Raw genomic sequence first — 24,092 nt, 5'->3', positions numbered from 1 at the left:
CGTTAAACGCTTCTAACTGGGGACGGAGCCATTTTTAGCAATTACTCTATTTGCTAAAAAGGCATTAATTTGTTTTGTAGGGGTAAGCACGATGGCATTACCTAAAAGTACTAAGCTAAATCCTGCAAAGGTATTTGCATGCCACTCAAAGCCTTCAAAAAAGCTACTGAGTGTTACCGCAACAAGCGGGAACAGTACAATAACGTAGCTGGCTTTCTCAGGGCCAATATTTTTAAGTAGCGCAAAGTAGCAGCTAAACGCTATTACAGTGCCAAATATTGATAAATAAAGTAATGAAAGCCAGTAACTACTTGGTGCGTTTAAACTAAATTGCACATCGCTCATTAGTACATATAAAACTAAACCAATTGCGCTGTATAACATGCCCCAGGCATTGCCTTGGAGTACACCAATTTGCTTGCGTGAGTTTCTTACGCTTACCATGTTTCCTAATGAAGCCACAAAGGTGCCACTAAGAGCAAGTAGTAACCCGACCAACGCACCATTACTCAAGTCGAACTGCTGTAGTTGTGGCCAAAATAGACACGTTATGCCCAGTACAGCAAGTACTGCGCCTGCATAGATTCGCTTAGATATAGGCTTTCCAAAAAATAATCGTGTATTTACTATATTCATAACCAGCAGCATAGAAAACGCAATTGAGGTCATGGCTGACGTTAAATAGTTTTGCGCCCAATAAAGCATTAAATAATTTAGGCTAAAGTTACATATTGCCAACAGCACAAAAAAACCATGGTCTACTAATGAAAAGCGCATGTCGGGTTTTTTGTACGCTACATATAACCACATTAGCGCGGCTGCGATAGCAAAGCGATATAATAGCGACAGCTCTACAGCAATATCACCTAGCTGAAACTCTATAGCTAGCCAAGTAGAACCCCAAATTAAAACAGTTGTAATGTATAGCGCTGCACTTTTCATTGTCGATCCTAAATACCGGGTGAGTGGTTATTTTAAGAGCTAGCTGTATACTTACCATATACAGAAAAGTAAAAATGTAACCTATACAGATTTGGTGTGCGATGAACTTAAAAACCGTAAACAACAAACCCCCTGAATTTTTATATCAGCAAGTTATTCAACTTATTAAAGATATGAGCGAACAGCATGTTTTGTTGCCCGGCGAAAAGCTGCCATCTCTAAGAAAAATGGCTACTAACCTAAACATAAGTATTCCTACAGTAAAGCAGGCTTATCAAACGCTTGAAGATCAAGGCTTAATAGAGGCAAGAGAAAAATCAGGCTATTTTTTAAAAGCCGTCGCTATAGCACGCAGTCTTCCTAAGCGTGTAAAGCTAAGCCGCGAGCCTGTTATTGTTAATAAACAAGCGCTAATAGAGCAAGTATATAGTGCGATTCATCAAGTTAACGTAGTGCCTTTTGGTATCGCAAACCCCGTTGCGGCTGCCCCAACCGATAAAGCACTTGCGAGAAATATGCGCCGAGTGATGACAATTGCTGGTAACAGCGCCATTAATTATGGCCCAATGGATGGTTTTGTACCGTTAAAAAAGCAGCTTATACATTATTATTTGGGTTTTGGTATAGGTATTAATATAGACGAGCTGGTGATCACTAATGGTGCGCAAGAGGCGCTTGCAATAGCGCTTAAGTGTGTAACAAAGCCCGGTGATGCCGTTGCCATAGAGACCCCGTGTTATCACGGTATTATTGAATTAATAGAAAGTTTAGGCTTAAAAGCACTCGAAATACCTCTGTGTCCAGATAACGGAATTTGGCTTAACGACTTAGAGCAAGCATTAAACGATCACGACATTAAAGCATGTTTATTTTCTACTGCGATTAGCAATCCAGTTGGCAGCTTTATGAACGATAAAAATCGCAAGCAAATGGTAGAGCTAATAGAAAGCCATAACGTGGTACTTATTGAAGATGACGTTTACGGCGATCTATACTTTACCCCACAGCGAGGTACACCAGCGCAAACCTATTCAAAAAAAGGGCTCGTAATTAGCTGCTCCTCTTTTTCTAAAACGGCAGCGCCTAGCTATCGTGTTGGTTGGTTAATTGCGGGTAAGTACGCTCAGCAAGCTCGGCGCTATAAGCGCGCTTTAAGTTGCTCAACATCGTTAATTAATCAATGGACGTTATCGGAATTTATTGCCAGCGGTGAATACGATAGAAACTTAAAGGTATTAAGGCAGCGCTTGCGAACGAACAAAGACCGTATGCGCTTTTGTTTACAACAAGCTATGCCAAAAAATACCCGCATAAGTGACCCTCAAGGCGGCTGTGTTATTTGGCTCGACTTAGGTGGCGAGTACGATAGCCAAAAGCTTTTTTTACTGGCGCTTGAGGTAGGTATAAGCATAACGCCTGGGCTTATATTTTCTGCGACGAGTAAATATAAAAGCTGTTTTAGATTAAGTTATGGTGTGCAATGGAGTGAGCAAATGGAGCGCGCTATTATTACATTAGGCGAGCTTACTTTATTAGCTAAAAAATAATGTAAATCAGTACATAAAAAAGCAGCATTTAAGTAAACTTAAATGCTGCTAAAGGGATATTAAATATGGTTACTTGGGTTACTTGGGTTACTTGGGTTACTTGGGTTACTTAGTTGGTTTAATTGTAAATAACTCATAGCCTTGAAGCTCAGGTAACTGTGCTACTAATTGCTCTTCTTGCTTAGCAATGTCGGCAAAGTTGCCACATAAATCGTTAGCACGTTCTTCAAGTGCATTAGCATGTAGTTCTACTTTTTCTTCTATTTGTGCGCCCATATTTTCCATGCGCTGCTCAAATGCTTCCATATCACCACCTGAGCCTAATAATTCAGAGCCTAGTGCAACTAAAATGCTGCCCATTGATTGCATAACAGCAGACTCAACAGCCGTTTCTATTTGATTTTCGAATTGCTGCTCAAAGTTTTCACCAAACTGATTAAAGCTTTGCTGGCCCATAACAAAGGTGCCTTGCTGATAAAAAGTGTTTTCTACTTCCATTTTAATATCGTCCATCAGCTCAGACATATTATCTAAGCCATCAATATTAAATGCGTTGCCTACTTCAGCTAGTGCAACACCCGCAATTTTAACGCCTTCTAAAGCTATATTAGCTACTTCAGGTAATTGAGTGCGTAAGCTATCAGAGTAGGTGTTTAACGCTGCGCGTTGGTTGCTATTAAGGTTAATTAACTCACCGTTTATAGTTAAATCACCGTCAGTAGTGAACTGCATGGTGCGATTATTAGCTGTAAAAATTTCTAGTTCGTTTGGCTTAATACGTACATCATTTTTAAATTCAACATTGCACTGTCCATTACTAAATGAAATTGCAGAATCGTTATCGTTGTGAGCCATTGCAGCGGGCGTACAAATTAAAGCACTTACTAATAGTAATTTTTTCATGTTTGTTCTCTACTTTTTTGTTGATGACGATTAACTAATAACAAGTTTAGTGCCAGTTTTATTTGTTTATTCTAAACAATGGGTTACGTGTTTGTAGGCGGCTTAATAATGATGCTTTCATTAAGTAAATAACTATTTTTTAGTCAAATTGGCTAAAAAATAAAAAGTGATAAATTTTATTTATCGATACGATAAAAAACTCTCACTTTCCTCAATTCGAATTTAGCGCTATTTATTCACAATACTGACATGAAGACTATTTACGATAGCTACATAGCTTTATTTTGGTACTAATTTGTAAATCATATTTAGTACTGAACATTTTTAATTTCACCAATTATTGCGATTATAAAATCCTTAATTGGTCTCAAACACTTTATGGAGTGGGTTGTGGGTAAGACATTTAGTTACGATGCGCTAGATGATGATTTTGTTGAAGACGAATACGAAATGGTCGGGCGTAATCAACATGATAAAAACAAGCAAAAAGTTAAGAAAAAGTTGGAAGACTATCTTGAACAAAAACGCTTGCGTAAAAACCTAGGCGAAGACGATTTAAGTGATTACATAGAGTAAATTGTACTAGTAAAAATACATCGCCAGTTTTGTTTAGGTATTTATACGTGTGGTTATAAACATGTTTAACGCTTAGTTTTAACTGGCAATAAAGAGGCTATACGCCTCTTTATTAATTTTATGCCGTAATGTTTTTAAGTGCTTTTTGAATGGTTATTTCTAGCTTTTCAGGTTTAGTAAAAGGAGCATAGCGTTTAATTGGTGTGCCATCGGCCGCTATTAAAAACTTAGTGAAGTTCCATTTTATTTTACGTGTTAAAAAACCAGGTAATGCTGATTTTAGATAACGAAAAATAGGATGGGCATGCTCACCGTTTACATCGACTTTGGCCGACATTAAAAAACTAACACCGTAGTTAATTAAACAGCCTTGCTCTATTTGGGTGGCGTCGCCGGGCTCTTGCTGACCAAATTGATTACACGGAAAACCCAAAATAACCAAACCCTGGCTTGCATACTTATTATGTAAGGCCTGAAGAGACTCATACTGGTAGGTAAACCCACATTCACTCGCGGTATTTACGATAAGTACAACCTTCCCCTCAAAATCACTAAAGTTAATGGGCTGGCCTTGTAAGCTAGTTGTGCTTAATTGATAAAATTCGTGCATGATTGACGCTTATTATTATTGTTTCAAGCATTCTACTCGCTGATGCATACATCGAAAAGTATAAAGTTTCACCTGCGGTAATAAAAATCTATTAATAAATGTAGGGTGCTTAATTAAGTATTAAAAAAAGACCCATCCCTGCAAGGGTGGTGTAATAAATATTATGTGTTTTGTAAGCCACAATAACGGCCACAATAGCCGCGCTTAAATATGGGTTTTGCCAATTAAGGTTAATACCTTCTTCATTTAAAAATACAATAGGGACCCAAATAGCTGTCAGTACGGCTGGGGCACTAAAGCTTAAAAATTGCTGCATCTTGGGGCCTACCTTAAATGGTAAGGCACGGTGCAAAAATAAGTAACGCGTAAAAAAAGTAATACACGCCATAAGTAATATTGTGATCATCATTAGTGCGCGTCCTTCTTTGTGGTTATTCTTGATGTGAAGTAGCCTGCGCACATAGCAAGTAAAGCCGAACATACTAACCACAGCTCAAACCCTGTGCTTTTTAATAGAGTTGCGCTTATACCCGCGACTATAACGGTGACTAAGGTGGCTAAGTTTTTAACCCCCGGAATAACTAACGCTATAAACGTAGCTGCAATTGCAAAGTCTAGCCCTAGATTGGTTAAGTCAGGCAGCATAGAGCCCGCCACAATACCAATGAGTGTCCACAAGTTCCAAGCTATATAAAAGCTAAACCCGGCACTAAGTGCGTATATTAATCTTGTTTTTGTTCTATATGCTTTGCGATGATGCGAAAAAGCAAATAGCTCATCGGTTAATACAAAGCTGACCGGTAAGCGCCAGCGCATGGGTTTATCAATGACTTTATGACGAACAGCGAGGCCATATAAAAAATGACGAGAGCTGATAATAAACGTAGTAAATAAAATAGTGAGCAGCGGAGTATTACCCGCCATAAGCTCTATAGCGACTAATTGCGCAGAGCCTGCAAAAACTAAAAGTGACATAGCTTGGGTTTCTAAAGCGCTAAAGCCATTTTGAATAGCTAAAGAACCACACAAAATACCCCACGGAATAACCGCCAAACAAAGCGGCAGCATATCTAAAAAGCCCTTTAAAATAGCTTTTTTAGTTCCTTGCATGGTTTTTACTCATATGACTTGTAGAATGACTCATAAGGATACCTTAATATGATGATGTTAAAGTAGATAACATATTAAATAGTACTGTTTTATTTAGGGTGGGCGCAATGTCAAAAGTACAGGTTTGGGATAGCTTTATTAGAAGCTTTCATTGGTTATTAGTAATTAGTATTGCTGCGTTATATTTTAGTGCCGAAGAGGGCATGATTGAGCTACATTTTGTAATGGGCTTTTTTACGCTTGCACTTATTGTTACGCGCTTTATTTGGGGAGTGTTTGGCAGTAAAACAGCTAAAATTAGTGCGCTAATACATTCACCAAAGTCGGTAATTAGCGCATTTAAAACACCTACAGATGCACCAGGGCACTCCGCGCAGGGCAGCTATATGGTCATTTTGTTTTTTATACTTATTAGTACTCAGCTTTTAACAGGGCTAATGAGCAGTGATGGCATTTTAACAGACGGACCATTAGTTGAATATGTATCGAGCGATACCGTAGATTTTGCTAATTGGCTACACCACCTTAATTTTGACATTTTACTATATGCTATCGGTTTGCATGTGCTGGCTATTATTGTGTATAAATTTAAAGGCAAGCCTCTTGTAAAAGCAATGATTACAGGTACAAAAGAGCTTAGTAATGAAAATGCACAAGTAAAGCTTACTAAATCATCTTGGCCTGCGTGGGTGATCTTTTTAGGACTATTAGCGGTGCTAGCATTTAGCTGGGCCAAAGAGCCGTTAAATTATTTATTTAGCTAATAAATATACTAAAACCAATCTTTAAGGGTTGGTTTTTTCCATTGGTTACATTCTTTTGTTTGATTGTTGTGCGGTTGCTAATTATAATCGTCGAATTGTTGGCAAACTAACCTAAAGGTTAGGACGCAAAGTTTCCGGTCTAAGGTTTTACTTGTTAAAACTACGATAGCGGGGCTGCTGCACTGTGTATTATCGTGTATCTCTTGCCCTCAATGTATTTATTGTGTATCCATATACCATGGATAAAATTTTGTGACTCTAAGGTGTTGCTGTGTTTATGCATATGTCGCTGGCCTGCGGAACATGGTCAGCAATAGGTTGCTTAAATCATCATACCCAATTATTTATTGGTGATGTGGTGAGTGTAACTTTTTACGACATGCAAGGAGTGCTCGTTGATTTATCGTTTGATTATAAAATTACCTCTCTTGAAGAAGGTGAACCCCATGCTTGGCCACGTTTAGTCGCCGAGTATATAAACGTGCATGTGCCTTTAGTAAGTGCAGGACGAATGACTGAACAAGGGTTGGTTGTGGCGTATCGTCATAATGAAGTATTTGCTCTAGAAACAAGTGGTATTTGCAAAGCTGAAGTTAATTTTCATTGTATTGCTAAGTGCCATGAAAGCCCTGAAAAGTGCAGCCAGCAATACGATTATATATATCCAGAAAATATTAATAACTACAGCGCTGGTACAAAGGTACTACAACCTAAAACAGGGCATGTTTATCAATGCAAGCCATGGCCATTTAATGAGTTTTGCCGTGCAAGCGATGATGAAAAGCCTATGTTTGAACCTGGTGTAGGCAAAAGCTGGGCTATGGCTTGGCAAAAAGTACCTAGTTAAGTAAGTGTATTAAAGAGACTATCTTCCCAAAGGTATAACGGTTTTAGTGATGAAGCGTGTACCGTTTTAGCCCACCTAAGTATTGGGTGGGCTTTTTTATTTTTATGATAAACTGACCACATTGTTATTTTTTATATTGGTTATTTTGTGCCTCGTCCTGATTATTCTTTAAGTTTATTGCCTGATTTCCCTGTTGCTAAAAAGCAAGCTTATACATTAACTACTCACAATAAAGCGCGAGTCGATAATTATTATTGGATGCGTGATGATGAGCGTCAAAACGAAGATGTATTAGCGCATCTAAAAGCAGAAAACACCTATTGCGGTGCACAACTGGCGCCAATGAAGCCACTGCAGAAGGCTATTTTTGAAGAGCTAAAAGGGCGTATTGTAAAAGATGACAATACGGTGCCTGTAAAAGATGGTACTTACTGGTATCACTCAGAAGTACGTGGCGATGATGAATACTCTCGCCATTACCGAAGTACTAGCATGAGCACAGACAATAAAAGTCTGCTATTAGATGTAAATGAGCTTGCTACGGGTTATGAGTTTTTTGAATTAGGTGAAGTTGCCCTTAGCCCATGCGAGCAGCTGATGGCGTATTCTGAAGATACTGAAGGGCGTAGAATTTATACCGTACGTTTTAAGAGTCTTTTAACAGATGAAATGCTTGATGACGTACTTGAAAATACCGAAGGGCAAATTGTTTGGGCAAATGATAATAAAACTGTTTTTTATGTAAAAAAAGACCTGCAAACGCTATTAGGTTTTCAGGTGTTTAGACACGAACTGGGTACCAAACAAAGTCAAGATGTGATGGTTTACGAAGAGCACGACAGTAGCTTTTTTATGGGTCTTGGCAAAAGCCGCGATGAAAGCTTAATTATTATTGATTTAGCGAGTACAGAAACAAACGATACATGGGTACTAGATGCTAATAACCCAAAAGGTGAGTTTAAAGCATTAATGCCCCGCGAAGAGGGTCACGAGTTTGATGTAGACAAACTTGGCGATACTTTTTACATAGTGACTAACTGGCAAGCTCAAAACTTTAGATTAATGACGGCGACTAGCCAAACTATTGAAGATAGAGCGCTTTGGCAAGAACATACTGCGCATCGCGAAAATGTATTGTTAGAGGGCGTTGAATTATTTAACGACTTTTTAGTACTGAGCGAGCGAGAGCAGGGGCAGGCGCGTTTCGTAGTTGTGAATAAGCACAATGAGCGTATGACATTAGAGTTTGATGACCCTTGTTATTATGCCGCAGTAGCGATGAACCCAGAGCCTGAGTCTAAAAGCGCGCGTATCTATTATTCGAGCCTAACAACGCCAGGTTCTTTATATGATGTTGATTTAATAACTGGTGCTAAAACATTACTCAAACAGCAAAAAGTGCTAGGTAGCTTTAATGCCGATGACTATGAATCTGAACGCTTAATGGTAACCGCGCGCGATGGTATTAAAGTACCTGTATCAATAGTGTATAAAAAAGACAGCTTTAAAAAGGATGGGACAAATCCTTTGTTTCAATACGGCTATGGCGCGTATGGTTATACAATTGATCCAAGTTTTTCGAGTACATCACTAAGCTTGCTCGATCGTGGGTTTGTATACGTAATTGCCCATGTTAGAGGCTCTGAAATGCTGGGGCGCCAATGGTATGAGCAAGGTAAAAAAGAGCACAAGCAAAATAGCTTTAACGACTTTATTGATGTAACTAAGGCATTAGTAGCGCAAGGCTATGGCGATAAAAATAAAATATTTGCATCGGGCGGTAGTGCTGGTGGCTTATTAATGGGTGCCGTTGTAAACCAAGCTCCAGAGCTATACTGCGGTATTGGTTGTCATGTTCCATTTTTAGATGTGCTTACCACAATGCTTGATGAGAGTATTCCACTTACCACCAACGAGTATGACGAGTGGGGTAACCCTAACGATCCTGCATTTTATAATGTAATTGAAGATTACTCACCGTACGATAATATTAGCGAGCAAAACTATCCGCATATGTTAATAACGACAGGCCTTCATGACTCACAAGTACAGTATTGGGAGCCAATGAAATGGGTAGCAAAAATGCGCGAGCTAAAAACTGATAGTAATATATTGGTGTTTAAAACTGACATGGATGCAGGCCATGGTGGTGCTTCAGGGCGATTTAAAAGCCTTGAAGAAAAAGCGCTTGAGATGGCCTTTTTTATTGCGCTTATAAATTAGCTGCAAAATTAAAAATTTGTATTAAGCTTTAATGAAGCACTGATATATAAAAGGTTATTTATGTTTGGAGCGCATGGCGAGTTTAATATTTGTTCTCAGCTGCCCACCATGTATTTAAAGCTGGTGGGGAGCTTTAATAATGAAGGAGTAACCTCATTAACTAATGGGGTTGTTCAGGAGTTAAGTACGCATCCTAAAGGGTCTATAAAGTTTGTTGTAGTCAACTTAGAAGAGTTTGAGCTACTAACAGTGGATAGCATGGATTCATTAGAAACTTATTTTTCTAGCGTAAAAGAGCGCGGCTACCAGCGAGTTGATTATTTATATGCCAACATTATTGCTAAAAATATGTTTGAAAAAGTCTGGCATAACAGCGATGTAGAAGTAAACTTTTATAAAAATTCAGAAAGTTACCTACATCAACATCCAGATGATGAGTATATAAAAACATATTGGCTGTAGTTTCACTATTACTAAGCCTCTAAGTTATGGGGCTTATTATACTTTCTAAGCAACCTTTATACCTTCTTGATAAATTTAAGAAAGTATCATTTTTAAGTTTTACTTTGTAATCGCCGCTATCAGTTGGCATTAGCTCAGTTATGGCTTGTTTTCTGACAAGCGTAGAGCGGTGTATACGTATAAACCCTTCTGGCTCTAATTGTTGTTCAATGTTTTTCATAGTTTCGCGATGTAAAACTGGCGCGCTCCCTTCAACAAAATGAAGCTCTACGTAATTTCCGGCACCATTAACCCAAACAATGTCTTTAATATCTATTAAGCGTACTTTACCTACATCTTTTACTACAATATGTGACGATGGCAATTTAGTATGTTCTTCATTAATATTTTGTTGGTATTTTTGCTCAGCAGCACTGGCGATTGGGCAAAGGTGAATAAGTTTTTCGAAGCACTTTTCTATTCTTGAGGTGGTTACATCGGTGGTTAAAAAGTCCACGGCTCCCACTTCAAAAGCAAAATTTGCAAAATGTCCTGACTGAGCAATAATCACTAACTTTAATTTTTTAGCAAGCTCAGTTAAATGAACTATTTGAGTCGGATCAGAGAGGTTAGTTAGCTCATAAAATAGCACATTATGTTGTAAAGTATCTATTTGATCTAAACGCTTATCAGGTATGTGAAGTTGAGAATTAAAATGCCTATGCGCTTGCACATGCTGAGTTAAAAATGTTGCAAATTTTGATGTGCTAATGTGAGTTAATGCGTGAAACGAAGCAATCATTATTGTATATCTCCTGCTGTATATAATAATAAAGACCGTGCATTTAAGAAAATATGTGACCAAATATGGTTTTTTATTAATATAAAATAGAAGTCGAAGTCTTTTACCCCATCAAACATGCCCTTTACACCAAATAAAAAGCCGACTGAATAAACCTTATAGAGTCTTAAATTTATTCCCCTTAATGTTGCATTCCTTGTAACCAACTAGTTACAAAAATAACAATTCAGGGGAATTAATATGAAAAAAATAAACAATACAGGTGCACGAGTATTTAAAAAGTCGTCGCTAACAGTAGCGTTAAGTGGTGCAATACTCGCAGGCTTTTCGTTTCAGGGTTTAGCGGCTGAAAACGACGAGATAGAAAAAATAGAACGAGTGCAAGTAACTGGCTCGCGTATTCGCTCAGCTGAGGCTATGTCGTCTGCACCTATTCAGGTTGTAAGTGGTGAGGCTATTGATGCCTCTGGTTCTTTAAATATTCAAGACTTATTATTAGAAAATCCAGCATTTGGCTCGCCTGCTATAAGCCGTACCAACTCTAACTTTAATACTGCCAGCGCAGGTGTTGCAACGGTTGATCTACGTAACTTAGGTTCTAACCGTACGCTTGTTTTAGTTAATGGCCGTCGTTATGTATCAGGTGTACCAGGAAGCTCTGCGGTAGATTTAAACTCTATTCCGAGCCAGTTTATTGAACGCGTAGAAATTATGACCGGCGGTGCCTCATCGGTTTATGGTTCTGATGCGGTGGCAGGTGTAGTTAACTTTGTACTTAAAGATGATTTTGAGGGTTTAGAGTTTGAAGGCCAATATGGCGAATCGAGCGAAGGCGACGACGAATCTCGTCAATTCTCTTTCACTTCAGGTTTAACGAGTGATGATGGCAAAGGCCATGCAATGTTTCATTTAGGTTATTCTGACCAAGGAGCTGTGTTCTCGCGTGACCGTGAGCGCTCTGCTGTAGATCAATTTTCAGGTATTTATTTTGAGGATGATCCGGTTGCAAACCCAGGGTCTATATTTGATGCACAAAGCCCGTTTTTATCTTCATTCCCTCCTCAGGGGCGTTTTAGCGCTGGTGATGATACATTCACTTACGATGCAAATAATAACCTACAAGACAGCTTTAGCACCAATGGCGGTGACGGAGTAGATGCGAACGGCTTCAACCGTAGTGGCGTAAGAACAATCGCAATACCTACTGAGCGCTATTTGTTTGCTTCAAATGGTAGCTACGAGCTAAATGATAAGCACAGCTTCTTTTTTGAAGGTACGTATGCATCTAGCACAACTAACTCAGAGCTAGAGCCATTTCCGTTTGCATCAGACGATATATACGCTAATGGGCGTGTCCCCATTGAATTTGACGTAAATGGTGAACTTTTACGTAACGCGTTTGTTCCCGACGATATTTATAATGCCGCAACCGATACCGATGGTGATGGCGCACGAGACATATTTTTTGCTAAGCGCTTAAGTGATGTAGGTAACCGCGGTGCACGCGCTGAACGTGATACTTTTCGTTTAGCACTAGGCTTTCAAGGTGAAATTACCGATAACTGGTTTTACGATACTTACTATGTATATGGTAAAACAAAAGAGTCGCAGGTTTCTGGCGGTTTAGTTAACGTACAAAGCTTCCGTCAAGGATTAGAGGCTGTAATTGATAGCCAAGATTTAGATGGCGACGGCATTACTAATGAAGCTATCTGTATTGATGCAACTGCGCGTGGTTTTAATTGTTCGCCTGTAGATATTTATGGATTTAACTCCCTTTCGCAAGGTGCTATTGATTTTGTAAGTGCACCCAGCACGCTTTCGACCTCTGTTGAGCAAGAGATCATAGGCGGAAATATCTCTGGTGATTTATTTGAACTGCCAGCAGGTATGGTGGGTATAGCGGCCGGTTTTGAATACCGTGAAGAGTTCTCACGTAGTGAGTTTGATGCGCTTCAGCAAGCCGGTCTTAATGCGGGCAATGCTATTCCTGCAACCGAAGGCTCATTTGATGTGACTGAGTACTATGTTGAGGCAAATATTCCAGTACTTGATTCTGTAACTATGAATGCAGCCGTTCGATTATCTGACTACTCAACGGTAGGCAACACAGAAAGCTGGAACGTAGGCGTAGATTGGGAAGTAATAGATAGCTTACGCCTACGCGCTACACGTGCTCGCTCTACTCGTGCGCCAAATATAGACGAATTATTTTCACCACCTTCACAAACATTCCCAAGCGGGTTGAATGATCCTTGTTTAGGTATTACAAATAGCGGTGGCGGAGCTGCAGGTGATGCGTGTCGTGCGGATGTGGGTGTCGCTAATAATATTGCATCAAATGGCGAATTTACGCTTAACCAATCAGACCTTCAAGGTATTAGTGGCTTTAACCGCGGTAATCAAGATCTCAAAGAAGAAGTCGGTGACTCAGTAACAGTAGGTTTGGTATTTACACCAGAAGAGTTAATTTCAGGCCTTGATATAACACTTGATTACTTTGATATTGAGATCACTGATGCAATTGTATCAACACCTCGTCAATTTATACTTGATCAATGTTACGGTGGTGGCGATACAAGCTTTTGTGATTTTGTAACTCGACGCAGTGGTCCGTCAGGTAATAATAGCGCTGGTTCGCTTGAGTTTATCGACAGCGGTGTATCAAATAGCGGTGGTTTAGGAACAGAAGGTGTTGATTTAACATTAACATACGCTACAGACATTGGCCCTGGCGCGTTTAGAACTCGCCTTGCCTACACCTACTTAATGGATGGTTATAGCATTCCACTTCCGGGGGCTGACAAAGATGAATTCGCTGGTGAAATTGGCGCATCAGAGCACAAAGCTAACTGGAACTTTGGTTATAAACTTAATGATTTTGATTTTAACTGGAGCCTAACTTACATTGGTGCTGCTGACTTTGATGATCAATTTTTAAGTGGCTTTGGTATAGCTCCAGGTGGTATTGGAATAGGCTCAGTAACGTATCACGATGTACAAGCAAGCTACCATATTAATGATTCAATGGAGTTATATGCAGGTGCTAATAATTTATTTGATAAAGAGCCACCACGCATTTTATCTGGCGTAAGTGGCTCAAGCACCGGTACTGAAACCGATGCAGGCACGTATGACCCAATTGGCCAGTCATTTTACATAGGCTTTAGAAGCAAATTCTAACCAATAGAGCGATTTAAATAGCATTGTTTAATTAATTACGTTCGCAAAGCCCCAACAACTACTGGGGCTTTTTTATTTGAGCGGAATAATACCAACCCGCATGAATCTTTGATCAATTTAACGAATTAAATTGCACTATAACGTCGTTAAAAATTTTTTATTTAGAACAACTAGATACAAAAGTTTCTGCCTAGTTCTAGCATAATTTTCTTAACGTTAAATAGGCCTCATATATAAGCAGATTGGTATAACGGTGACTATTTAAATGATTTAATTTCCGCTTAAACCAAAAACAACGCCACTGGTAACAGGGGCGTTGTTTAGTATTGAGAGGTGACTAATATAGTAACCGAATCGCTTAGTTATTTAACGATTTATCCCTATTTGTGCCCTCATTATTGAGGGCTTTTTTTTGCTTAAATTTAATCTAAGTAAGCTTTAAGCATCCACACAAGTTTTTCTTGCTCTGAGATGTAATCACCCATTAATGATGCAGTACCTTCATCGTCTGCCTCACCTGCTTGGCTTAATACTTCGCGTTGCATTTTAATTAGTGTGCTGTAACCCGCTAGTAGGTTTTCTACTGCAGCTGTACCATCGCTAATGTTTTTGGCTTCTTTAATTTCACTTACTTCTAAGTAATCTGAAAACGCATGCAGTGGCGCGCCATCTAGCGTCAAAATACGCTCTGCAATTTCATCTACTTTTTCAAGTAGTAAATTATAAATTTCTTCAAATTTGATATGTAATTCAAAAAAGTTACGACCTTTAATATTCCAGTGAAAGCCACGCGCATTCATGTACTGAATTTGGTAGCTGCTCAATAAAGTATTGAGAGATTTTACGATGTCTTCACTTTTTTCGCTGTTTAAACCAATGGCATTTACATGTGACATAACTTGCTCCTTGAATAACGGTTTGTTTGTTAACTTGTGATAAGTATTACGGATTTTAATTATTTAGTAAAATCGTTTAGAATTATTAAAGTGATAGCTTTAACCTATCAATGTTTACAAATACTTACTCACTTTACTCTATTATTAGACATGGGTTTGATTAATTAAAATACCACCCCTTGGACGTAAATAAATCCTAAAGCTGTGTAAATTATGATCTAAAACAAACTTTATTCAAGGCAGAACTACGAGCTTTTTATTTATTGATTTAGGTCAAAAATCACACGTTTTATTAGCGCATAATTATGTTATCGAAATAATCGGGAGAGATAACATGCATGCAAAAACAGCAAAACAAAATAAAGCAGAGTTAATTGTGGTCGGTATCGCAGTGGTTGCATTTTTACTGGGAGTGATAGCGCATTTAGCTGGAGCAAGTTTGGCTAACTCAGATACGTTTGGCTACATAGCCGCGCCAATACCGCTTATTTTAGGTATCATATTTTTAATTAGCTATAAAATAGCAGCCAATGCAGAGGACTAATCGTCCTCACTCAAGCATTTTAAAATGTAATCGAGCACTTGGCGCGAATAAATCATACTGGTATGGCTTAAGTGAAACACTTTATGTTCAGCCATACCTTTGAGTTTAGTTTCATCTAGTAATACAGTGCCATCTGATTGGCTGCCTTTAACTATTAATGGCATTAGCCCTATAGGTAAGTCGCCGGCAATACTATAAAGCTTGGCTTTAAAAGGCCAATTACCATTTTTAGTTAATAAAAATTCCACGCTATTTTTTAAAAATGATTCAAACCCTTTTTGCTTCATTTTTTGCGCAATATGGCTACCTTTATGTGGCGTACCTAGGGTAATAACCTTAGTAACATGCTGACTAGCAGGGGAGTTTGCTTCTAAATATGCACGCGCAATAAGTCCACCCATAGAGTGGCATACAAGCGCTGAAGGTTCGTTAGCTATACATTCATCAATTTGAGCAAAAATAGTATCGCGATTTGGGTCAAGCGTATTATAGGTAATATTTAATACGGTCATCCCCGACTCTTCAAGGCGTGAGCAAAGTGGGCGCATAACAAAGCCAGACATATACAAACCATGTAAAACAATAACGTGCTTAACTTTCATATGCCCCTAATACTAATTTTATTAAAACATGATCATTCTAGCGTATTAAATAACCCGCTACCTGCATTAAAAATTATTTATATAGAACAACTATATAAATAATTTCGCCTTGTTACCGACTTATTTCCTTGTCGCTATAATAGATAACTAATTTAATGCAATTGGTATAACCTATCTTAGTTACATTAATTGCTGCGGCTTAATTTCAATATTAGTTGTATCGGTGCTTACCCATATTTCACCATCTTGTACGGTAATAGTGAGTTTTATATTTCGATCAACTAAATCGGCTAATGCTTGAGTAGCTGCATAATCGAGGCTAAAAATACTTAAGTTTTTAAATTCATATAACTTAGGCTGATGCTTTTGCCACCAAATTGTTTGATTATTTTCGCCGTAAGTATAAAGCACCACTTTTTTAGATTTATTGCAGGCCTTTTTAAGGCGTTTTTCATCAGGTAGCCCCAACTCAATCCATAGCTCTATTTCTTCACTGTAGTTTACATGCCAAAGCTCTGGTTCATCATCAGCACTTAACCCCTTAGTAAATTCTAAACCATCGCAACTATTTAGCGCAAAAGCGAGTAAGCGAATCATCAAGCGTTGATCAGTTTCTGATGGGTGCTGGGCTAAGGTTAAATTAAAATCTTGGTACACGTAACGATCCATATCGCTAAGCGATAACTGCGCTTTAATAATGGTAGATTTAAGAGCCATAATGTCTAATCTGAAAAAATTTGCGCCAGTATAGCGCAATTAAATGAATTGCCAGTTAAAATAGCGTCAAATTATACGTTAGGAGTTAAAAATGGCTATCCAGTGGTTCCCTGGGCACATGAATAAAGCCCGAAATGAAATTAAAGAAATAATGCCACAAATGGATGTGATCATTGAAGTGCTAGATGCACGCATTCCTTATAGTAGCGAAAACCCAATGGTGACAACTTTGCGCGAAGGTAAACCGGTCATCAAAATTCTAAATAAGGCTGATTTAGCCGATCCTAAAATGACCCAAGCGTGGAAAGATTACTTTGAGCAAGAAAGTGGCGTCAAAGCCATTGCTTTTGGGCATGATAAAGCAGCTGAAGTACACCGTATTAACGAGCTTTGTAAAAAATTAGTGCCGCATAAAGTAGGTGCCGATAAGCAAATTAAAGCCATGATAATGGGTATTCCGAACGTTGGTAAATCTACATTAATAAATGTATTGGCTGGGCGTATAGTGGCAAAAACAGGTAATGAGCCTGCAGTTACTAAGGCGCAGCAACGCATTAAGCTTGAAGATGGCATTATGCTTTACGACACACCAGGAATGCTTTGGCCTAAAGTAGAGAACGAAAACTCAGGTTATCGTTTAGGTGCAACTGGTGCAATACGTGACACAGCACTGGAATACGAAGAAGTAGCAAGTTACACCGCTGAGTACTTACTACGTGCATACCCAGAGCTTTTAAAAGCTCGCTATAAAATTGCCGAACTGCCAGAAAGTGACTGGGAATTTGTAGAAATGGCCGGTAAAAAGCGCGGCTGTATCCGAGGTGGTAATCAAATAGACACGTATAAAATGTCTGAAATACTAATAAACGAACTTCGTGATGGCATTATTGGCCGCATCACCATGGAAACTCCTGCCATGCGTGAAGAAGAAGAAATTATGGTAGCAGGATTGCGCGCCGCCGCAGAAGCTAAAAAAGCGGCTAAAGAAGAAGAGAAAAAACAGCGCCGTGCACGTGCCCGAAAAAACCGCCGTTAATGGGAAATTTATGTGAGTAAGCGACTCACTAAATTACAGACATAAAAAAAGCCCGAAAGGGCTTTTTTAGTTTCATATCTACCGTCACCGATATGAGCAATGTAGCAAGTAAAATAGTAGGGCGGTTACTCATCATCAACATCAAGGGGCGTTGCGGTTCATAACAAGTAACCATAGCTGTTTACGTGCGCCACACGTTGTTTCAGGGTCGAGAAACAAATTAGTTCATTCCTTAACAAGGGGTATGCATTCCGTCTTGTTGATATTGATTATCAGTTAGATTTAATTATCTGTCAACACTTAAATGCAAATAATTCTTATTTTAGTTGGTTTGTTTTTTATTCATATATAGATCGGCTAGTTAGCACTGCCATTTCATAAAAATGCTTATCTTGGTTAAACAATTAAGAATAGGTTTTTAATACTTATTAAATAATTTGATATGGATTTTTAGTATAAAAGCATTGATCTTTCAGAGTTAAAATAAATTCAAGCTAGGAATGATTTTATCGCCTTCCAAGACAGCGACTGCTTTGATATAAAATCAAATAGTCTCTTGTAAAGTCTTAGCCTCCAAAGATCGACAGCCTTTAATTAGTGGCTAAAAATATTCGTACTAATTGGATATTTTAAGCCACTAACGCACTTTATTTGCTGTTATACGTAAATTAATCTGCTCCACTAGTACTTTATCCTGCTTGTTTAGACGCCCTACAATGAGTAAGAAGTCACTACCGTCAGTTTTTATTACTTTTATACTTGTGTTATCAAGCTTGGTTTTACCGTACGAGGCTTCTATTTTTTCTATATCTTTAAAGTGACTAAGATCCGATTCAAGCTTACCGTCATCGTTTTTGTAGTAACTAAAAATATAGTTTTCGGTTATTCCGTTACCGTCTTCTCGGTAATCAAATACTGCATCGCTATAAAAATAAAGTATTTCTTCGTTTTCAGGTGTTAGGCGATTACGTTTTAAAAAGTGTACTTGGTAAGGCCATAAACTATCGCCTTTGATAATTGCAGCATTGGGTAAAATATTTACTTCTTGAAGTACGCCCAAAAATAATAGAGGTGCAAACGCAAGCGAGATTAAATACTGTCTAATTCGCCAGTACGAGTTGTAATGTAAGGCTTCTTTACTTGTATCGGTTTGCTCAATGTAACTAACTAGAGGCAACCATAAAAATGGCATTATACAAATCACTATGGTTGCGTATTCGTCCATTCGATAAGCAAAGGCGCTGGCAAGTACCATTAGCCAGAGTGTTAAGGCAGTCCAGTTAGGCATTACTTTATTTTTGTTTAGCTGTTGCTGGCTGTGCTCTGCAAGTGCGAGGTACAAAGGGTAATACCATAAAAATGCAAATATACCTCGAGCAATAGGCATAATACTTGAGTTATCGCGTTCTTTAATGGCTTTAAAGTTACGATAACTCCAATAGTTAACAAATATGCCTAAACTCAAAATACTGTAAATAATAAACTTACCTACAGATACGGCATAAAATGGACTATCTTCAAATTTTACTTTTTTTGCTGACTCTAATCGCCAATCGGCGAAAAAGAATATGAGTACTAAAATATAGCCAGCCAACACATATTTAAGCCAGCTATAACCAAAGCTATCTAACACATCAGCTGTTGTTTGAGGCGTTTCGCTCGCCTTTGCATATTTTAGAATAGGGTAATGAGTTGCTGATATTAACTTTTTACGCTGTGCTAAATAATCATCTATTTGAGTGGCTTTTATATGATCTTGTTTTGCGTAATAGCTATAGGTCAGTGTTAAAACGTTATTATTAAATTCAGTGGCTGTTTTTAAATTAAAGTAGTCGTTATCAATTTCTTCTTTTTCGCTATCAAATCCCCAATCTTTTTCTGCAAAATGTAGTTTTATTGTGGTGTTAATTATATTGGGGTAGCTGAAGTAAAGCGGGTCAGTTCTGTTTACTTGTTTTGGTTCGTAAACACTGTTTTGTATTTCATTCGCGTAAAAACTAGCTTCGTAGCCTTCGTCCGTTTTTTCCCAAAATTCATCAATTAAATACGATTCTTTGGTTATTAGTTTACCCGTTTGCTCTTGCTCACTAATTGCCATTGTTTCATTTATTGATAAACCATTTAAAAATCCTTGGTAATACTCAAAGTAAGACTTAGCAACGCTATTTAGACCACTGCTGGCTATATTACTTCTTCGGTTAATTGCTTCAAATCCGGCATAAGTGTATTGGGTTTCAAAACGTGATGGCTCAGATACTTTTTCTGCAATAAAAAAGTTATCTTCTACAGATACATTTGTATGTACAGGCTTTTGTGCCATAGAGGTTAAAGCAGTTTCACCTTTATCAATAATTAGGGCATAGCCATAATCAGGTTGTGCTAAATATTCAAGTGTACCTCGTTGGTAGTTCACCGTAGGATCGAGCCAGTAGCGCTTTCCGTCCTGCTTAAGCGTAACAATTACGTGATTAAACACACTTGCAGTAGCCGGTAGTTCTATTAAACGTTTGGTTTCTTCAGTATCGACCAGCGCAGGGAAAGCCTCTATACCCATCGCTTTTAATAACGAAATAAGCAGTACAGTTTTATCTTTGCAATCACCGTATCGTAGCGATAGCGTTTCTGAGGCTGGTGTTGGTTGATGTGAATTAGTGCCCATCTCAAGCCCTAAGTAACGAATTTCGTCTTGACTAAAGCGCAGCGCTGCTGCAATTTTATCTGAAGTTTTTGTGTAATTTGATTTTATGCCTTCAGCTATGTCTACAATACTGTTGGGAGTTTCTATGGCTGATTGATAAAGTGGATGTGCCCAGTTAACTACCTGTCCCCAATCGTCAAATTCAGAAAAATATACTTGTGTATATGGGTCGTACCACGTAGGAGTTTGAGAGTTTTGCTCTAGTAGGGGGGCTTCAAATAGAGTTATAGAATAATCTGTACCATATTTATTAGACGCTTCTCTAATATCGGTTGCGCCGTTTATTGTATTTATATGTAAAGGCGTTTTCTTACCCCAAAGCACGCGCATTTTTTGTTGTACTACCGGTACAGACCAGTTAAGGGTTTTCCTTGTACTAAATTTATTAGCATATACAGGGTTGCTCCCCGTAATTGTGTAGCTGTAATCGAGTGTATCACCACTGCGCATATCATCAATAATGATATTTAGTGAAAGGCTACCGTTATAAATACGATTTGCTAATTCAGGTTCACCTTGTATAACCGACATTTTCGCACTACTAAGCTTATCTATACGTTCATTATTTCTAATAATTGTTAAGCTATTTAATATTAGCGATTCGTAGCTCGGATCAAAATCAAGGCTAAGCTGACTAATATAATCAACACCACTTTGATTTATAGCTTTCATAGCTAGGCGGGTATAACGTTGTTGCTTTTGTCTATTTGGAACATATATTTGGTTATCAAGTAATAGGTATAAAGTACCATCTCGCACTTTTTCCAAGTCACTTTTTTGAGGGTGCTTGACATTATGATGAATAACCCACTCGTTAGGCTTATCTATTTCATATTGCTTAGCAAATGCTGATGTGTTGTAAAACAAAACGCTGAAGGTAAGTAGCCAACTGGCAAAGTGCAGAGAAGTCCTTTTCATTATTAATTCTTATTATTTATTATCAAAGGTTCTACCACGTTATTTTATTAATAAAGTGACGTATTTTAATTAAGCTTATCACACTAAATGAATTGTACAGAGCTCTACTGCCCCGTTATTTTTACGTGCTCAATGAAACGTATTTTTTAATAATTTTAGCGATTTTTTCAGTGTATTTATCTGGACGTTTGTTAATGAACTTTGATTTTTATGGGGATAGGCGATGACAAAAATTAGCCAAATTATCAACATTATTGATATTCATAACCATCTCAAGGTAATCAATACAAAATTAATAAGTACTGTACTAAACACCTTGATTATTAAATAAAACATAATAGTTTTAATGGTTTATATAATAATTAGTGTCATTTAATTGGTACTTCATTCAAATCTAAAAAAATTTTATTGAATTGATTGCATTTTAAGCGACTTGTATGGTGATGTTCGCTTGAAGTAATGCTATACTCCCGCCGAATAATTTATCGACTTTATTAAGAGTAAAATAATGGCAGATTTATCGAAGTACAGAAACATTGGTATTTTCGCGCACGTTGATGCGGGTAAAACCACTACTACTGAGCGTATCCTGAAGCTTACAGGTACTATCCACAAAACTGGTGAGGTTCATGATGGTGAATCTACTACAGATTTCATGGATCAAGAAGCTGAGCGCGGTATTACTATCCAGTCTGCGGCAGTAAGCTGTTTCTGGAAAGATCACCGTTTCAACGTTATCGATACTCCTGGACACGTTGACTTCACAGTTGAAGTTTACCGTTCACTTAAAGTATTAGATGGCGGTGTTGGTGTATTCTGTGGTTCTGGTGGTGTTGAGCCACAATCAGAAACTAACTGGCGTTACGCTAACGAATCAGAAGTTGCACGTATTATCTTCGTAAACAAATTAGACCGTATGGGTGCTGATTTTTACCGTGTAACTGAGCAAGTACGTAAAGTACTTGGTGCTACTCCACTAATCATGACTTTACCAATTGGTATTGAAGATGATTTCGTTGGTGTTGTAGACGTGCTAACTAAAAAAGCATACATCTGGGACGAAACTGGTCTTCCAGAAAACTACGAAATCACAGACGTTCCTGCAGACATGGTAGAAAAAACTGAAGAATACCATGAGATGCTTATCGAAACTGCTGTAGAGCAAGACGATGACCTAATGGAAGCGTACATGGAAGGTGAAGTACCTTCTTTAGAAGATATCAAGCGTTGTATCCGTAAAGGTACTCGTGACCTTGCTTTCTTCCCTACATTCTGTGGTTCTGCATTCAAAAACAAAGGTATGCAACTAGTACTTGATGCTGTTGTTGATTACTTACCAGCACCTACAGAAGTTGATCCTCAACCACTTATGGATGAAGATGGTAACGAAAACGGCGAGCATGCAATTGTATCTGCTGATGAACCTTTCAAAGCGCTTGCATTCAAAATCATGGATGACCGTTTCGGTGCATTAACATTCGTACGTATCTACTCTGGTAAGCTTAATAAGGGTGACACTATCCTTAACGCGTTTACAGGTAAAACTGAGCGTGTTGGCCGTATGGTTGAGATGCAAGCTGATGAGCGTAAAGAATTAACTAGCGCACAAGCTGGTGACATCATCGCTATCGTAGGTATGAAAAACGTGCAAACTGGTCACACTTTATGTGATCCTAAGCACCCAGTAACACTTGAGCCAATGGTATTCCCAACTCCAGTAATCTCGATTGCTGTACAGCCTAAAGATAAAGGCGGTAATGAGAAAATGGGTGTTGCTATCGGTAAAATGGTTGCAGAAGATCCATCTTTCCAAGTTGAGACTGATGAAGATTCAGGCGAAACTATCCTTAAAGGTATGGGTGAGCTTCACTTAGATATCAAAGTTGATATCCTTAAGCGTACTTACGGTGTAGACCTTATCGTTGGTCAACCACAGGTTGCTTACCGTGAAACTATCACTCGTGAAATCGAAGATAGCTACACGCATAAGAAACAATCTGGTGGTTCTGGTCAGTTTGGTAAAATCGACTACCGCATCAAGCCAGGCGAAGTTGCTTCAGGCTTCACGTTTAAATCATCAGTTGTTGGTGGTAACGTACCTAAAGAATTCTGGCCTGCAGTTGAGAAAGGCTTTAAGTCAATGATGGGCGAAGGTGTTCTAGCTGGCTTCCCAGTACTAGACGTTGAAGTAGAACTTTTTGACGGTGGCTTCCACGCAGTGGATTCATCAGCAATCGCGTTCGAAATCGCTGCTAAAGGTGCTTTCCGTCAATCGATCCCTAAAGCGGGCGCACAACTTCTTGAGCCAATCATGAAAGTTGACGTGTTCACTCCAGAAGATCACGTTGGTGACGTAATCGGTGACCTTAACCGTCGTCGTGGTATGCTAAGCGACCAAGAAGCTGGTTTAACTGGCGTTCGTATTAAAGCTGATGTTCCGTTATCAGAAATGTTCGGTTACATCGGTTCACTACGTACAATGACATCAGGTCGTGGTCAGTTCTCTATGGAGTTCTCACACTACGCAGCATGTCCACAAAACGTAGCTGATACTGTAATCGCTGCAGAAAAAGAGAAAAAAGCTGCTAAGTAATTAGCACTTTAACTCTTTAAAAAAAACCCGCACATGTTGCGGGTTTTTTATTGCCAAAAATTTATATTAGTTATTTAGTGTTGCTTTTTAATTATCAGTAAGAATATATGATTAGTTAATAATAATGTATTAGAAAGACA

At 38.4% G+C, this 24,092-nt stretch carries 20 protein-coding genes and 1 riboswitch; of the genes, 10 read left to right on the top strand and 10 right to left on the bottom strand.

The features are described from left to right. Positions 1 to 12 precede the first annotated feature (12 nt). Positions 13 to 942 carry a DMT family transporter gene (locus ATS74_RS10225; RefSeq protein WP_058548809.1) on the bottom strand — a complete coding sequence of 310 codons (930 nt, stop codon included), beginning with the start codon at positions 940 to 942 and terminating at the stop codon, positions 13 to 15. Between the two features lie 101 nt (positions 943 to 1,043). On the opposite strand from ATS74_RS10225, the gene ATS74_RS10220 reads away from it, so the two are divergent. Beyond that, positions 1,044 to 2,489 (top strand): aminotransferase-like domain-containing protein, encoded by a 1,446-nt coding sequence (locus ATS74_RS10220; RefSeq protein ID WP_058548808.1) that lies wholly within the window; start codon positions 1,044 to 1,046, stop codon positions 2,487 to 2,489. Between the two features lie 105 nt (positions 2,490 to 2,594). Here the strand turns inward: ATS74_RS10220 and ATS74_RS10215 are convergent, their stop codons facing one another. Further along, positions 2,595 to 3,392, bottom strand: coding sequence for a YggN family protein (locus ATS74_RS10215; RefSeq protein WP_058548807.1), 798 nt, complete (start codon positions 3,390 to 3,392; stop codon positions 2,595 to 2,597). Between the two features lie 390 nt (positions 3,393 to 3,782). Here ATS74_RS10215 and ATS74_RS10210 point away from each other — a divergent pair, with 390 nt between their 5' ends. Then, the gene (locus tag ATS74_RS10210) at positions 3,783 to 3,968 is read left to right on the top strand and encodes a PA3496 family putative envelope integrity protein (protein WP_082660591.1); all 186 of its coding nucleotides are present in this window, start codon (positions 3,783 to 3,785) and stop codon (positions 3,966 to 3,968) included. 118 nt (positions 3,969 to 4,086) lie between these two features. Here ATS74_RS10210 and ATS74_RS10205 read toward each other — a convergent pair whose 3' ends face one another. From ATS74_RS10205 to ATS74_RS10195, 3 genes are all read right to left on the bottom strand, one after another. Continuing rightward, positions 4,087 to 4,578 carry a glutathione peroxidase gene (locus tag ATS74_RS10205; protein WP_058548805.1) on the bottom strand — a complete coding sequence of 164 codons (492 nt, stop codon included), beginning with the start codon at positions 4,576 to 4,578 and terminating at the stop codon, positions 4,087 to 4,089. Between the two features lie 109 nt (positions 4,579 to 4,687). After that, positions 4,688 to 4,987 (bottom strand): AzlD domain-containing protein, encoded by a 300-nt coding sequence (locus tag ATS74_RS10200; protein ID WP_058548804.1) that lies wholly within the window; start codon positions 4,985 to 4,987, stop codon positions 4,688 to 4,690. Then, on the bottom strand, positions 4,987 to 5,688 hold the full coding sequence (locus ATS74_RS10195) for an AzlC family ABC transporter permease (protein ID WP_058548803.1): 702 nt from the start codon (positions 5,686 to 5,688) through the stop codon (positions 4,987 to 4,989). Before ATS74_RS10195 ends, ATS74_RS10200 begins: the two co-directional genes overlap by 1 nt. A 107-nt stretch (positions 5,689 to 5,795) precedes the next feature. On the opposite strand from ATS74_RS10195, the gene ATS74_RS10190 reads away from it, so the two are divergent. The 4 genes from ATS74_RS10190 (at position 5,796) to ATS74_RS10175 (ending at position 9,984) form a co-directional block, all read left to right on the top strand. Then, positions 5,796 to 6,452 (top strand): cytochrome b/b6 domain-containing protein, encoded by a 657-nt coding sequence (locus ATS74_RS10190; protein WP_058548802.1) that lies wholly within the window; start codon positions 5,796 to 5,798, stop codon positions 6,450 to 6,452. 90 nt (positions 6,453 to 6,542) lie between these two features. Then, a riboswitch (cyclic di-GMP riboswitch) is annotated at positions 6,543 to 6,634 on the top strand. 95 nt (positions 6,635 to 6,729) lie between these two features. Further along, positions 6,730 to 7,299: a hypothetical protein gene (locus tag ATS74_RS10185; protein ID WP_058549155.1), complete on the top strand. Its 570-nt coding sequence runs from the start codon at positions 6,730 to 6,732 to the stop codon at positions 7,297 to 7,299. 147 nt (positions 7,300 to 7,446) lie between these two features. Further along, positions 7,447 to 9,522: a S9 family peptidase gene (locus ATS74_RS10180; RefSeq protein WP_058548801.1), complete on the top strand. Its 2,076-nt coding sequence runs from the start codon at positions 7,447 to 7,449 to the stop codon at positions 9,520 to 9,522. A 60-nt stretch (positions 9,523 to 9,582) separates the two neighbouring features. Continuing rightward, the gene (locus ATS74_RS10175; protein WP_058548800.1) at positions 9,583 to 9,984 is read left to right on the top strand and encodes a hypothetical protein; all 402 of its coding nucleotides are present in this window, start codon (positions 9,583 to 9,585) and stop codon (positions 9,982 to 9,984) included. Between the two features lie 19 nt (positions 9,985 to 10,003). Here ATS74_RS10175 and ATS74_RS10170 read toward each other — a convergent pair whose 3' ends face one another. Then, positions 10,004 to 10,765, bottom strand: coding sequence for a LytR/AlgR family response regulator transcription factor (locus ATS74_RS10170; protein WP_058548799.1), 762 nt, complete (start codon positions 10,763 to 10,765; stop codon positions 10,004 to 10,006). 240 nt (positions 10,766 to 11,005) lie between these two features. Between ATS74_RS10170 and ATS74_RS10165 the strand changes: the two genes are divergently transcribed. Beyond that, positions 11,006 to 13,948 (top strand): TonB-dependent receptor domain-containing protein, encoded by a 2,943-nt coding sequence (locus ATS74_RS10165; RefSeq protein WP_058548798.1) that lies wholly within the window; start codon positions 11,006 to 11,008, stop codon positions 13,946 to 13,948. A gap of 422 nt (positions 13,949 to 14,370) precedes the next feature. Here the strand turns inward: ATS74_RS10165 and ATS74_RS10160 are convergent, their stop codons facing one another. Further along, positions 14,371 to 14,844, bottom strand: coding sequence for a Dps family protein (locus ATS74_RS10160; protein WP_058548797.1), 474 nt, complete (start codon positions 14,842 to 14,844; stop codon positions 14,371 to 14,373). A gap of 334 nt (positions 14,845 to 15,178) precedes the next feature. On the opposite strand from ATS74_RS10160, the gene ATS74_RS10155 reads away from it, so the two are divergent. After that, the gene (locus ATS74_RS10155) at positions 15,179 to 15,388 is read left to right on the top strand and encodes a hypothetical protein (protein ID WP_058548796.1); all 210 of its coding nucleotides are present in this window, start codon (positions 15,179 to 15,181) and stop codon (positions 15,386 to 15,388) included. Here ATS74_RS10155 and ATS74_RS10150 read toward each other — a convergent pair. Then, positions 15,385 to 15,990, bottom strand: a complete 606-nt coding sequence (locus ATS74_RS10150; RefSeq protein WP_058548795.1) for a PGAP1-like alpha/beta domain-containing protein — start codon at positions 15,988 to 15,990, stop codon at positions 15,385 to 15,387. The genes ATS74_RS10155 and ATS74_RS10150 overlap by 4 nt on opposite strands. Before the next feature lie 180 nt (positions 15,991 to 16,170). Next, complete coding sequence (locus ATS74_RS10145; RefSeq protein WP_058548794.1) at positions 16,171 to 16,707, bottom strand: YaeQ family protein; 537 nt, start codon at positions 16,705 to 16,707, stop codon at positions 16,171 to 16,173. Between the two features lie 91 nt (positions 16,708 to 16,798). Between ATS74_RS10145 and ylqF the strand changes: the two genes are divergently transcribed. Further along, positions 16,799 to 17,743, top strand: a complete 945-nt coding sequence (gene ylqF / locus ATS74_RS10140; protein WP_058548793.1) for a ribosome biogenesis GTPase YlqF — start codon at positions 16,799 to 16,801, stop codon at positions 17,741 to 17,743. Positions 17,744 to 18,380: 637 nt separating this feature from the next. Here ylqF and ATS74_RS10135 read toward each other — a convergent pair. After that, positions 18,381 to 21,359: a DUF3857 domain-containing transglutaminase family protein gene (locus tag ATS74_RS10135; RefSeq protein WP_058548792.1), complete on the bottom strand. Its 2,979-nt coding sequence runs from the start codon at positions 21,357 to 21,359 to the stop codon at positions 18,381 to 18,383. 508 nt (positions 21,360 to 21,867) lie between these two features. Here ATS74_RS10135 and fusA point away from each other — a divergent pair. Beyond that, positions 21,868 to 23,952: an elongation factor G gene (fusA, locus tag ATS74_RS10130; RefSeq protein ID WP_058548791.1), complete on the top strand. Its 2,085-nt coding sequence runs from the start codon at positions 21,868 to 21,870 to the stop codon at positions 23,950 to 23,952. Positions 23,953 to 24,092: the final 140 nt, after the last annotated feature.

It is taken from the genome of Pseudoalteromonas sp. H103 (genome assembly GCF_001469205.1).
Classification (GTDB): Bacteria; Pseudomonadota; Gammaproteobacteria; order Enterobacterales; family Alteromonadaceae; genus Pseudoalteromonas; species Pseudoalteromonas carrageenovora.
This window is presented reverse-complemented; position numbering and strand designations above follow the sequence as displayed.

Bases quoted from the DNA above. Each gene is read 5' to 3' on its own strand.
- ATS74_RS10225 (WP_058548809.1), bottom strand. From the start codon at position 942: ATGAAAAGTGCAGCGCTATACATTACAACTGTTTTAATTTGGGGTTCT.
- ATS74_RS10220 (WP_058548808.1), top strand. From the start codon at position 1,044: ATGAACTTAAAAACCGTAAACAACAAACCCCCTGAATTTTTATATCAG.
- ATS74_RS10215 (WP_058548807.1), bottom strand. From the start codon at position 3,392: ATGAAAAAATTACTATTAGTAAGTGCTTTAATTTGTACGCCCGCTGCA.
- ATS74_RS10205 (WP_058548805.1), bottom strand. From the start codon at position 4,578: ATGCACGAATTTTATCAATTAAGCACAACTAGCTTACAAGGCCAGCCC.
- ATS74_RS10200 (WP_058548804.1), bottom strand. From the start codon at position 4,987: ATGATGATCACAATATTACTTATGGCGTGTATTACTTTTTTTACGCGT.
- ATS74_RS10195 (WP_058548803.1), bottom strand. From the start codon at position 5,688: ATGCAAGGAACTAAAAAAGCTATTTTAAAGGGCTTTTTAGATATGCTG.
- ATS74_RS10190 (WP_058548802.1), top strand. From the start codon at position 5,796: ATGTCAAAAGTACAGGTTTGGGATAGCTTTATTAGAAGCTTTCATTGG.
- ATS74_RS10185 (WP_058549155.1), top strand. From the start codon at position 6,730: ATGCATATGTCGCTGGCCTGCGGAACATGGTCAGCAATAGGTTGCTTA.
- ATS74_RS10175 (WP_058548800.1), top strand. From the start codon at position 9,583: ATGTTTGGAGCGCATGGCGAGTTTAATATTTGTTCTCAGCTGCCCACC.
- ATS74_RS10170 (WP_058548799.1), bottom strand. From the start codon at position 10,765: ATGATTGCTTCGTTTCACGCATTAACTCACATTAGCACATCAAAATTT.
- ATS74_RS10165 (WP_058548798.1), top strand. From the start codon at position 11,006: ATGAAAAAAATAAACAATACAGGTGCACGAGTATTTAAAAAGTCGTCG.
- ATS74_RS10160 (WP_058548797.1), bottom strand. From the start codon at position 14,844: ATGTCACATGTAAATGCCATTGGTTTAAACAGCGAAAAAAGTGAAGAC.
- ATS74_RS10155 (WP_058548796.1), top strand. From the start codon at position 15,179: ATGCATGCAAAAACAGCAAAACAAAATAAAGCAGAGTTAATTGTGGTC.
- ATS74_RS10150 (WP_058548795.1), bottom strand. From the start codon at position 15,990: ATGAAAGTTAAGCACGTTATTGTTTTACATGGTTTGTATATGTCTGGC.
- ATS74_RS10145 (WP_058548794.1), bottom strand. From the start codon at position 16,707: ATGGCTCTTAAATCTACCATTATTAAAGCGCAGTTATCGCTTAGCGAT.
- ylqF (WP_058548793.1), top strand. From the start codon at position 16,799: ATGGCTATCCAGTGGTTCCCTGGGCACATGAATAAAGCCCGAAATGAA.
- ATS74_RS10135 (WP_058548792.1), bottom strand. From the start codon at position 21,359: ATGAAAAGGACTTCTCTGCACTTTGCCAGTTGGCTACTTACCTTCAGC.
- fusA (WP_058548791.1), top strand. From the start codon at position 21,868: ATGGCAGATTTATCGAAGTACAGAAACATTGGTATTTTCGCGCACGTT.